Annotated in this window: 6 protein-coding genes; 4 read left to right on the forward strand and 2 right to left on the reverse strand. The window is 54.2% G+C overall.

What is annotated here, in order from left to right:
* Nucleotides 1-44 precede the first annotated feature (44 nt).
* Both rcsD and rcsB read left to right on the forward strand, forming a co-directional pair.
* Entirely contained in the window at nt 45-2,717 is a 2,673-nt protein-coding gene (gene rcsD, locus QMG44_RS11520; protein ID WP_086532275.1) for a phosphotransferase RcsD, read from the forward strand.
* A 16-nt stretch (nt 2,718-2,733) separates the two neighbouring features.
* Nucleotides 2,734-3,384 (forward strand): response regulator transcription factor RcsB, encoded by a 651-nt coding sequence (gene rcsB, locus QMG44_RS11525; RefSeq protein ID WP_006176468.1) that lies wholly within the window; start codon nt 2,734-2,736, stop codon nt 3,382-3,384.
* 88 nt (nt 3,385-3,472) lie between these two features.
* Here rcsB and rcsC read toward each other — a convergent pair whose 3' ends face one another.
* Together rcsC and gyrA are read right to left on the reverse strand one after the other, a co-directional pair.
* Nucleotides 3,473-6,319 (reverse strand): two-component system sensor histidine kinase RcsC, encoded by a 2,847-nt coding sequence (gene rcsC, locus QMG44_RS11530; RefSeq protein ID WP_049022331.1) that lies wholly within the window; start codon nt 6,317-6,319, stop codon nt 3,473-3,475.
* Nucleotides 6,320-6,454: 135 nt separating this feature from the next.
* Entirely contained in the window at nt 6,455-9,091 is a 2,637-nt protein-coding gene (gyrA, locus tag QMG44_RS11535) for a DNA topoisomerase (ATP-hydrolyzing) subunit A (RefSeq protein ID WP_014170963.1), read from the reverse strand.
* A gap of 146 nt (nt 9,092-9,237) precedes the next feature.
* Here gyrA and ubiG point away from each other — a divergent pair, with 146 nt between their 5' ends.
* The gene (gene ubiG / locus QMG44_RS11540; RefSeq protein ID WP_014170964.1) at nt 9,238-9,966 is read left to right on the forward strand and encodes a bifunctional 2-polyprenyl-6-hydroxyphenol methylase/3-demethylubiquinol 3-O-methyltransferase UbiG; all 729 of its coding nucleotides are present in this window, start codon (nt 9,238-9,240) and stop codon (nt 9,964-9,966) included.
* A gap of 347 nt (nt 9,967-10,313) precedes the next feature.
* Nucleotides 10,314-12,599 (forward strand): class 1a ribonucleoside-diphosphate reductase subunit alpha, encoded by a 2,286-nt coding sequence (gene nrdA, locus QMG44_RS11545; RefSeq protein WP_020883162.1) that lies wholly within the window; start codon nt 10,314-10,316, stop codon nt 12,597-12,599.
* Nucleotides 12,600-12,605: the final 6 nt, after the last annotated feature.

Here is a 12,605-nt window from a genome sequence, read left to right on the forward strand (position 1 = left end):
GCCCTATCGCCATAGAGCACGACCATTACGGGTTAAAGATATCAATGAGTCAGACTGAAACTACCGCTCCGAGCAAATTCTCCCTCTTACCCGGGAGCATCACCCGTTTCTTTCTTCTTTTGATCGTTGTGCTGCTAGTCACAATGGGGGTTATGGTTCAGAGCGCGGTTAACGCCTGGCTGAAGGACAAAAGCTATCAGGTTGTTGATATCACCCACGCCGTCCACAAGCGCATTGATACCTGGCGCTATGCAACCTGGCAGATTTACGACAACATCGCGGCCGCGCCGGCAACCTCTTCCGGAGACGGGCTTCAGGAGACTCGCCTGAAGCAAGACGTCTATTATCTGGAAAAACCACAGCGCAAAACCGAAGCGCTGATCTTCGGCTCTCATGACAGCGCAACGCTTGAGATGACCCAGCGCATCTCAACCTATCTTGATACCCTTTGGGGTGCCGAGACGGTGCCGTGGTCGATGTACTATCTGAACGGTCAGGACAACAGCATGATCCTGATCTCAACCCTGCCGCTAAAAGACCTCTCTTCCGGTTTCAAAGAGACGACCGTGGGCAGCATTGTCGATTCCCGCCGGGCAGAAATGCTGCAGCAGGCGAACGCCCTTGATGAACGTGAGAGCTTCTCATCTCTGCGCCGCCTCGCCTGGCAGAATGGCCATTACTTTACGCTGCGTACCACTTTTAACCAGCCAGGCCATCTGGCGACGGTAGTGGCCTTTGATTTGCCCATCAATGACTTGATTCCACCGGATATGCCGCTCGACAGCTTCCGTCTGGAGCCGGACAGCAGCACTCAGAATATGCGAGCCGCATCGGACAAAGAGGCCGCAGAGAGCGTATCGATCTCCTTTAACGGCTCGAAAATCGAAATTGCCTCTTCGCTGAACTCAACCGGTATGCGTCTGGTGTGGCAAGTGCCGTTCGGCACCCTGCTGCTTGATACGCTGCAAAATATCCTCCTGCCCCTGCTGCTGAATATCGGCCTGCTGGCGCTGGCGCTGTTTGGCTACAGCACGTTCCGCTTCCAGTCAGGGCGTCAAAGCGATGCCGCCCCGGTCCCGGCAGGAACCAGTAACGAACTGCGCGTGTTGCGCGCGCTGAATGAAGAGATTATTTCCGTGCTGCCGCTTGGGGTGCTGGTTCACGATCAGGAAGCCAACCGTACGGTGATGAGCAATAAAATTGCTGACCACCTGCTGCCTCATCTCAATCTGCAGAACATCACCGCTATGGCGGATCAACATCAGGGCGTGATTCAGGCCACCATTAATAACGAGCTGTATGAGATCCGACAGTTCCGCAGCCAGATCGCCTCCCGCACGCAGATCTTCATCATCCGCGATCAGGATCGTGAAGTGCTGGTGAATAAAAAGCTCAAGCAGGCACAACGTCTGTATGAGAAAAACCAGCAGGGGCGCGCTGCCTTTATGCAAAATATTGGCGATGCCTTCAAGAAGCCGTTAAAAATGCTGGCGGCCCAGGCGGCGGCGCTGAATACATCTGAAAGCCATCAGCTTGCCTGCCAGGCCGACTCGCTGGTGCGCATGGTAGATGAGATCCAGCTGGCCAATATGCTCGAAAATGATTTCTGGAAAGGAACGCCGACCCTCTTCTCTATCCAGAATCTGATCGATGAAGTGGTGCCTGAGGTCCTGCCCGTGATTAAGCGCAAAGGGCTGCAGTTGCTGATCAATAACCATTTACCGGCGAATGATGAACGTCACGGCGATCGCGAAGCGCTGCGTCGCATTCTGCTGATGATTATTCAGTACGCCGTCACCACCACCCAGATCGGCAAGATCACCCTGGAAGTCAGTACCGACGAGTCGGCTGAAGATCGCCTGACGTTCCGTATCCTGGATACCGGGGAAGGCGTAACGACAAGCGAAATCGATAATCTGCATTTCCCGTTCCTGAATGACACCCAGAGCGATCATTACGGCAAGGCCAATGCCCTGACCTTCTGGCTGTGCGATCAGCTGGCACGTAAGCTCGGTGGCCATCTGAATATCAAGGCCCGCGAATCACTTGGCACGCGTTACTCACTGCACGTTAAAATGGCGGCGAATCCACAGGAAGAAGACGAAGAACGCCTGCTGGATGATGTGGTCGTGATGGTGGATGTGACCTCGAATGAGATCCGCAATATTGTGGTTCGTCAGTTAGAAAACTGGGGCGCGGCCTGCATAACGCCGGATGAAAGACTCTCAAGTCAAGAATTTGATCTGTTTTTAACTGATAATCCGTCTAATCTTACTGCCTCCGGCTTGCTTTTAAGCGATGATGAGCCAGGCGTGCGAAAAATCGGCCCAGGCCAGCTGCGCGTCAACTTTAATATAAGCAATGCGATGCAGGAAGCTGTACTACAACTAATAGAAGAGCAACTGGCGCAGGAAGAGATAGCGGAATCACCGTTAGGCGGCAATGAAAATGCCGAGCTTCACGCCAGCGGATACTATTCACTCTTTGTTGATACAGTACCAGATGATGTTAAGCGGTTGTATACTGAGTCCGCTGCGAATGATTTTGCAGCGCTGGCACAGACAGCACACCGGCTTAAAGGGGTGTTTGCCATGCTTAATCTGGTTCCCGGCAAGCAGTTATGTGAAACGCTGGAACATCTAATTCGTGAGAAAGATGCCTCTGGCATTGAAAAATACATCAGCGACATTGACGCCTACGTCAAAAGCTTGCTGTAGCAAGGTAGCCTTATACATGAACAATATGAACGTAATTATTGCCGATGACCATCCGATTGTACTGTTCGGTATTCGCAAATCACTTGAACAGATCGAGTGGGTGAATGTAGTCGGTGAATTTGAAGACTCTACAGCACTGATCAATAACCTCCCAAAGCTTGATGCGCATGTGCTCATCACCGATCTCTCCATGCCTGGGGACAAATACGGTGATGGGATCACACTCATCAAATATATCAAACGTCACTTCCCCGACATCTCGATCATTGTTCTGACCATGAACAACAACCCGGCCATTCTGAGCGCCGTGCTGGATCTGGATATCGAAGGGATTGTATTGAAACAGGGTGCGCCGACCGATCTGCCAAAAGCGCTCGCTGCGCTGCAGAAAGGCAAGAAGTTCACGCCTGAAAGCGTCTCTCGTCTGCTGGAAAAAATCAGCGCCGGTGGCTATGGCGACAAACGCCTGTCTCCGAAAGAGAGCGAAGTTCTGCGCCTGTTCGCCGAAGGTTTCCTGGTCACCGAGATTGCCAAGAAGCTGAACCGCAGTATTAAAACCATCAGTAGCCAGAAGAAATCAGCAATGATGAAACTGGGTGTGGATAACGATATTGCACTGCTGAACTATCTCTCCTCCGTTACGCTGAGCGCGTCGGATAAGGATTGATGTTGACCGGGTGTGCGGCCTGATGGCCTCACCTCCCCCCCTCCCGGCGTGTGAGGGAAACAACAAAAAAGGCCCTGACGGGCCTTTTTTATACTCTCGCTTTTCTGACCCGTTCCGCATACACGGAAATCGTCTGTTTCAGGACGTCCAGCGTCACCGGTTTCGACAGACAACTGTCCATCCCTGACTCCAGACAGCGCTGTTTCTCTTCCGCCAGCGCATTCGCCGTCACGCCCACGACCGGCAACGTCAGGCCAAGCTGGCGTATACGCTGCGTCAGACGGTAGCCATCCATATTCGGCATGTTGACGTCGCTAAGAACGATATCAATGTGGTTTTTACTCAGCACGTTCAGCGCATCCACGCCGTCATTGGCGGTTTTGCACTGATAGCCAAGCGAACCCAGCTGGTCTGCCAGCAGGCGACGGTTAATCGGATGGTCATCCACCACCAGAATCATCATATCGTCATTCAGCGATGCCAGCGCATCCGGTGACGGCAACTCCGTCGCCCCGTCGCTATCTTCCAGCTGCACGCTGTAGATACGTGCCAGCAGGCTCATGAGCTCATGCGGCGTCGCCACGCTGTGCACCCATTCACCCGGAGCTCGTTCGACCGGAATACCGATATGGCGACGGCAGAAGTGAACCACCCCTCTGCCCTGCCAGGGTTGTTCCAGCATCTCGTCGGTGATCAGCACATCGTCGACATCCGGCGTTTGCCCTTCATAGCGGGACACGCGCACGCCGCTGTGGGTAAGAAGCGCCGTCAGGTAATCATTCAGTGAGGCATTGTGTACTGCCAGCCAGCAGCGCTTATCGCTCAGGCCGTCCACCACCGCTTTTGCCGGATACTGGGCAGAATAGAGCGGAATGCGGATAGTAAACTGGCTGCCCATGCCTGGCTCGGTATCAACGGAGATATCGCCGTCCATCATGCTCACGAGCTTCTCACAGATCGCCAGACCCAGCCCGGTCCCCTGGAAGTTACGCTGTACGCCGGTACCGACCTGGAAGAACGGGTCAAACAGACGCACCACTTCCTTCGCCGGGATACCCACGCCGGTATCACGCACGCGAATACTCAGGTAGTCCCCTGCCCGGCACACGTGCAACACAATGCAGCCGATATCGGTAAATTTAATGGCGTTACTGAGCAGGTTAGAAATGACCTGCTGCAGACGCATCGGATCGCCATGCAGCGTCAGCGGCACGTCCGGCTCAATAAAGCAGTAGAGGCCCAGCTGTTTACGCACCACCAGCGGCAGATAGTTGGCGCTGATGTGGTTCATCACCTCGCGCGGAGAGAACTCCCGCGGCTCAATTTTCAGCTGCTCCGACTCAATTTTGGAGAAATCGAGAATATCGCTGATGATTTTCAGCAGCAGGCTGGAGGAGTTATTCATCGCCGTCACCAGGCGATCGACCCCTTTCGGCAGCTCTTTGGTCTGGAGAAGATCAAGGTTACCGATAATCCCGTACAGCGGGGTACGCAACTCGTGGCTGACGGTGGCAAGGAACATGGATTTCGACTGGCTGGCCTGCTCGGCGGCCTGCGCCATCTCCTGCAACGACTCTTCCATCTTCACACGCGCCGAGACGTCTACCAGGACGCAAATTGCCACGTTCTCATTACGATAGCGGGAGTGCACAAAGCTGATTTGCAGGTTCGTGTGCGTGCTGGTCAGCACGTCAACGAAGTTCACCTGCTGGCCACAGATAATCTGCGTCAGCCTCTGTCGGTCCTCATGCGTCAGCATGTTCAGGTAGTTATGCGCCAGCTCGTTACTGAGGATATTGGTCCCGTCCTGCGTGCGCAGGATGCAGATCCCCACCGGCGCCGAGGCGACAATCTTGCGGTTAAACTGCTCGTGCTCTTCCAGCCGCTGGGCGTCGCTTTCGGCGGGTATAAAGATTTTGCGCTCATACATTCGCGCGAGGGTAAACAGCGCCCCCCCGGCCAGCAGGTTCAGCAAAATCGCGTTCATGATAAGAATGCGGATCCGCTCAAGCACCATATCCACGGGCAGCGAATAGACAATACTCAGCGACGAAGGCGGCAAGCTCTTTTTAAGCACCAGCTCACGGAAGCCTGAGGTATAGCCAAACCACGACCGCTCCTGCATCCAGTGCGGGTCGACGTTCAGTCGATTATCCGGACCGGCAAGTGAGATCAGGGTATGTCCATTTTCATCCAGAATGGTCACGCCCATCGGCAGACTGCCCGGCGTGAAGAAGTTTTCCATGCGAATGGTCTGTTCAATCCCCAGCAGCGCCTGCAGACGATTGCCCAGATAGACCGGCGTGAGGGCGTAGAAATAGCCCACGCCCATGCGTGGCCCCTGGCTTATCCAGAAGATGTTATTCCCGCGCTCGTCCTGCGGCGCATTGCGATATTTCACAATACGTTCGTGCAGGCTTTTCAGCGCATCATCGCGCTCAACGGGCACATCGCGCAGGCCAAAGTCGGCCATGCAGAGATTTTCACTGCCAATCAGGAAGACGCGGTTCAGATCATAGGCGGCGGAAAAGTTGTCACGCCAGTAGCGCATAAACCAGGAGAGCGACTCCAGTGAACCGCGCCAGGTGCTGCCCATCGCAGAGCAATCGGAATCCGGAAACAGCGGCTCGAAATTCGGTACTTCGGTTTTGTCATTACGCCCACGGATGGCAAGAATGCCGTTTTCCGCGGTCAGGCGATTCTCGGCAATGTACTTCAGCTCCTTCATCACGTCGGACGTTCGCTGAATATAGCGCTGGGCCTGATCGGAGCTTAAGTTAAACTCCTGGCGGATCTCCGCTTCTTTCTGATGAAGGGCGTTAACGATGTAGAACACCGACAATAATGCCACCAGCAACCAAAGCAAGAGCGCCAGCGCCCGAAACAGATAGCGAGAGACTTTCAGCGTGGTACGAAAGGAGACGAGGTATTTCAAAGGGGCGAGGCTCCGCCGTCGGGGTCAAAAAGAATGTGGTTAAGGTAGCGGTAAACGCGCCTTGTCGCAACGTTCACTTATCTGCTTGTGCAAAAGAAAAGGGCCGGAAACCGGCCCTTTTTGCATCAGGAGACATTACTCGTCAGCGTCATCCGCTGCATCATCTTCGGTATCGGCTTCTGGTGCGATTTCATCATCACCTTCTGCGACGCTACCGTCGATGGAGTCGAGCTCTTCGTCATCCACAGGCTCAGCTACACGCTGCAGACCCACGACGTTTTCATCTTCCGCGGTACGGATGAGGATCACACCCTGAGTATTACGGCCAACCACGCTGATCTCAGATACGCGTGTACGCACCAGCGTACCGGCATCCGTGATCATCATGATCTGGTCGGCATCGTCTACCTGTACCGCACCCACAACGGATCCGTTGCGCTCGGTAACCTTGATAGAGATAACGCCCTGTGTGCCACGAGACTTGGTCGGGTATTCGCTTTCGGCAGTACGTTTACCGTAGCCGTTCTGCGTGACGGTCAGGATAGCACCTTCACCGCGCGGAACGATCAGGGAAACGACGGTATCTTCACCGGCCAGTTTGATACCACGAACACCTGTTGCAGTACGGCCCATCGCACGAACCGCGTTCTCTTTGAAGCGCACCACTTTACCGGCGGCGGAGAACAGCATCACTTCATCGGAACCGGAGGTAAGGTCAACGCCAATCAGTTCGTCACCGTCGTTCAGGTTCACCGCGATGATACCGGCAGAACGTGGACGGCTGAATTCGGTCAGCGCGGTTTTCTTCACGGTACCGCTGGCGGTCGCCATAAAGACGTTCACGCCTTCTTCGTACTCACGTACCGGCAGAATCGCGGTGATACGTTCGTTCGCTTCCAGCGGCAGCAGGTTCACGATTGGACGACCACGTGCACCACGGCTCGCTTCTGGCAGCTGATAGACCTTCATCCAGTACAGACGACCACGGCTTGAGAAGCAGAGGATCGTGTCATGGGTGTTTGCCACCAGCAGACGGTCAATAAAGTCTTCTTCTTTAATACGTGCTGCCGATTTGCCTTTACCGCCACGACGCTGTGCTTCGTAGTCGGTCAGCGGCTGATACTTCACATAGCCCTGGTGAGACAGGGTGACCACCACATCTTCGCGGTTGATCAGATCTTCAATGTTGATATCAGAGCTGTTCGCCGTGATTTCGGTGCGACGCTCATCGCCGAACTGATCGCGGACCAGTTCCAGCTCTTCACGGATCACTTCCATCAGGCGCTCTGCGCTACCCAGGATATGCAGCAGCTCGGCAATCTGTTCCAGCAGTTCTTTGTATTCGTCGAGCAGTTTTTCGTGCTCAAGGCCGGTCAGTTTCTGCAGACGCAGATCCAGAATCGCCTGGGCCTGCTGTTCAGTCAGGTAGTACTGACCGTCACGCACGCCGAACTCAGGCTCCAGCCACTCAGGACGCGCTGCATCGTCGCCAGCGCGTTCCAGCATGGCGGCCACGTTGCCCAGATCCCACGGACGGGCAATCAGAGACGCTTTCGCTTCCGCAGGGGTTGGTGCACGGCGAATCAACTCAATGATTGGGTCGATGTTTGCCAGTGCTACGGCCAGCGCTTCAAGGATATGCGCACGGTCGCGGGCTTTACGCAGTTCGAAAATAGTACGGCGAGTCACCACTTCACGGCGGTGACGCACAAACGCGCTCAGAATATCTTTCAGGTTCATGATCTTCGGCTGACCATGGTGCAATGCAACCATGTTGATACCGAAGGAGACCTGGAGCTGAGTCTGGGAATACAGGTTGTTCAGTACAACCTCGCCCACCGCGTCGCGTTTGATTTCAATCACGATGCGCATGCCGTCTTTATCAGATTCGTCACGCAGCGCGCTGATGCCTTCAACACGTTTTTCTTTTACCAGCTCGGCGATTTTTTCAATCAGACGCGCTTTGTTCACCTGATACGGGATCTCGTGAACAATGATGGTTTCACGGCCGGTTTTGGCGTCCGCTTCCACTTCGGCGCGGGCACGGATATAAATCTTGCCACGTCCGGTGCGGTACGCTTCTTCAATACCACGACGACCGTTGATGATCGCCGCCGTCGGGAAGTCTGGACCCGGGATGTGTTCCATCAGCCCTTCAATGCTGATGTCTTCATCCTCAATATAGGCCAGGCAGCCGTTGATCACTTCCGTGATGTTATGCGGTGGAATGTTGGTTGCCATACCGACGGCGATACCGGACGAACCGTTCACCAGCAGGTTAGGGATTTTCGTTGGCATAACGTCCGGAATGCGTTCCGTGCCGTCATAGTTATCAACGAAATCAACCGTCTCTTTTTCCAGGTCAGCCATCAGCTCATGGGCAATTTTCGCCAGACGGATTTCCGTATAACGCATTGCCGCGGCGGAGTCGCCGTCGATAGAACCAAAGTTACCCTGACCATCTACCAGCATGTAACGCAGCGAGAATGGCTGCGCCATTCGGACGATAGTGTCGTACACCGCGGAATCACCATGGGGATGGTATTTACCGATTACGTCACCAACGACACGGGCAGATTTTTTGTAGGCTTTATTCCAGTCATTGCCCAATACGTTCATGGCGTATAGTACGCGACGGTGTACCGGCTTCAGGCCATCGCGGACGTCCGGCAGCGCACGGCCAACAATGACCGACATCGCATAGTCCAGATAGGAGCTCTTCAGCTCTTCCTCGATGTTAACCGGTGTAATTTCTCTCGCAAGGTCGCTCATCTAACCGCTATCCCTCTACTGTATCCCGGATTCAAAGGTCGCAAATTATAACACAGCCGCGGTGATTGAGGTAAACCAATAAGCTTTATTCAACCGCGCGGGCTGATATACTCCGAAGTCTTGCAAAATAAGGAGTAAAAGCGCCCATGAATGCCGAAAAATCCCCGGTAGCTCACAACGTTGACCATGAAGAGATTGCCAAATTCGAAGCGGTGGCATCCCGCTGGTGGGATCTCGAAGGTGAGTTTAAACCTCTGCACCGCATTAACCCGCTGCGTCTGGGCTATATCGCGGAGCGTTCCGGCGGCCTGTTCGGTAAGAAAGTGCTCGACGTCGGCTGCGGCGGCGGCATTCTGGCAGAAAGCATGGCGCGCGAAGGGGCCACCGTCACCGGTCTGGATATGGGCTTTGAACCGCTGCAGGTTGCCCGTCTTCATGCGCTGGAATCCGGAGTGCAGGTGGAATATGTGCAGGAAACCGTCGAAGAACATGCGGCGAAGCATGCCCATCAGTACGACGTGGTGACCTGTATGGAAATGCTGGAGCACGTTCCCGACCCCCAGTCCGTGGTTCACGCCTGTGCAAAACTGGTGAAACCGGGCGGCCAGGTCTTCTTCTCGACGATCAACCGAAACGGAAAAGCCTGGCTGATGGCGGTCGTCGGGGCGGAGTATGTGCTGCGTATGGTGCCAAAAGGCACGCACGACGTGAAGAAATTCATCAAGCCTGCTGAATTACTGAGCTGGGTTGATCAGACGTGGCTCAAGGAGCAGCACATCACCGGTCTGCATTACAATCCATTGACCGATAAATTCAAACTCGCACCGGGTGTAGATGTTAACTATATGTTGCATACAACCGCCAAAAACGACTGACGTCATCCATTATTCTTATAAAGATTGCGCGACATCATGTTGCGCAATTCTGACCTCCCGTTGAAGAAATCAGCACTCGATCAAATTTTGAATTTTTTTTCTTAATTATTGACATCTCTTCCAGGCCTTACGGTACGAGGACTTAGCCTTTTTTACCCTTTGACAACCTCAATTTAACGTCAAAATCAACCCTTGTGCTGAAAAGATTCGATACTAGAATACTCACCATATAGCGTTTTTCTTATCGCAAACCCCCTATATGTAGTATTTATCCACAGAGTTAGTCACAAGACGGATCTGTGGATAAGCGGGGGATATTTTTTATTTCACGGACAGGTAAAACCCACATGAATCAGAGTCTGCTGGTGACTAAGCGCGACGGTACCACCGAGCGTATCAATCTGGACAAAATCCATCGTGTTCTCGACTGGGCAGCAGAAGGACTGAATAACGTATCTATCTCCCAGGTTGAACTGCGCTCTCACATTCAGTTCTACGATGGCATCAAGACGTCTGATATCCACGAAACCATCATCAAGGCTGCGGCGGATCTCATCTCCCGTGAAGCCCCGGATTATCAGTACCTCGCTGCACGTCTGGCGATTTTCCACCTGCGTAAAAAAGCGTACGGCCAGTTTGAGCCGCCAAAGCTTTACGATCACGTGGTGAAAATGGTTGAGCTGGGCAAATACGACACGCATCTGCTGGAAGACTATACGGAAGAAGAGTTCGAGCAGATGAACGGGTTTATCGATCACTGGCGCGACATGAACTTCTCTTACGCGGCGGTGAAGCAGCTCGAAGGCAAATACCTGGTTCAGAACCGTGTGACCGGTGAGATCTACGAAAGCGCCCAGTTCCTCTATATTCTGGTGGCCGCCTGCCTGTTCTCTAACTACCCGCGTGACACCCGTCTGGAATACGTGAAGCGTTTCTACGATGCGGTTTCCACGTTCAAGATTTCTCTGCCTACGCCAATCATGTCTGGCGTGCGCACCCCAACCCGTCAGTTCAGCTCATGCGTCCTGATCGAGTGTGGTGACAGCCTGGATTCCATCAACGCGACCTCCAGCGCCATCGTGAAATATGTCTCCCAGCGTGCCGGTATCGGCATCAACGCCGGTCGCATCCGTGCACTGGGTAGCCCGATTCGCGGCGGTGAAGCGTTCCACACCGGCTGTATCCCGTTCTACAAACACTTCCAGACCGCGGTAAAATCCTGCTCTCAGGGCGGCGTACGCGGTGGTGCTGCCACCCTGTTCTACCCAATGTGGCACCTGGAAGTGGAAAGCCTGCTGGTACTGAAAAACAACCGTGGCGTTGAAGGCAACCGCGTTCGTCACATGGACTACGGCGTACAGATCAACAAGCTGATGTACACCCGTCTGCTGAAAGGTGAAGACATCACCCTGTTCAGCCCGTCCGACGTTCCGGGCCTGTATGACGCGTTCTTTGCCGATCAGGATGAGTTCGAGCGTCTGTACACCAAATACGAAAAAGACGACAGCATCCGTAAGCAGCGCGTTAAGGCGGTTGACCTGTTCTCCCTGATGATGCAGGAACGTGCCTCTACCGGCCGTATCTACATTCAGAACGTTGACCACTGCAACACCCATAGCCCGTTTGACCCGGTGGTTGCGCCAGTGCGCCAGTCTAACCTGTGCCTGGAAATCGCCCTGCCGACCAAACCGCTGGAAGATGTTAACGACGAAAACGGCGAAATCGCGCTCTGCACCCTCTCTGCTTTCAACCTGGGCGCTATCAAGAGCCTGGAAGAGCTGGAAGAGCTGGCGGTGCTGGCCGTGCGTGCGCTGGATGCCCTGCTGGATTACCAGGACTACCCAATCCCGGCGGCAAAACGTGGAGCAATGGGCCGTCGTACCCTCGGTATCGGCGTTATCAACTTTGCCTACTGGCTGGCGAAACACGGTAAGCGTTACTCCGACGGCAGCGCGAACAACCTGACCCACGAAACGTTCGAAGCGATTCAGTACTACCTGCTGAAAGCCTCCAACGAGCTGGCGAAAGAGCAAGGCGCGTGCCCGTGGTTCAACGAAACCACCTATGCGAAAGGCATTCTGCCGATCGATACCTACAAGAAAGACCTGGATGCGATCTCTAACGAACCGCTGCATCTGGACTGGGAAGCGCTGCGTGAATCCATCAAGACTCACGGCCTGCGTAACTCCACGCTGTCTGCCCTGATGCCGTCTGAGACCTCCTCGCAGATCTCTAACGCCACCAACGGTATTGAACCACCGCGCGGCCACGTCAGCATTAAAGCGTCGAAAGACGGTATCCTGCGTCAGGTTGTGCCTGACTACGAGCTGCTGAAAGACAACTATGAGCTGCTGTGGGAAATGCCAAACAACGACGGTTACCTGCAGCTGGTGGGGATCATGCAGAAGTTTATCGACCAGTCGATTTCTGCTAACACCAACTACGACCCGACGCGCTTCCCGTCTGGCAAGGTACCGATGCAGCAACTGTTGAAAGACCTGCTCACCGCCTACAAATTTGGTGTGAAAACCCTGTACTATCACAACACCCGTGATGGTGCGGAAGACGCTCAGGATGACATGGCACCGTCAATCCAGGACGATGGCTGCGAAAGCGGCGCATGTAAGATCTAATGAAGG

This window comes from Enterobacter sp. 200527-13 (assembly GCF_027924865.1).
Taxonomy (GTDB): Bacteria; Pseudomonadota; Gammaproteobacteria; order Enterobacterales; family Enterobacteriaceae; genus Enterobacter; species Enterobacter ludwigii.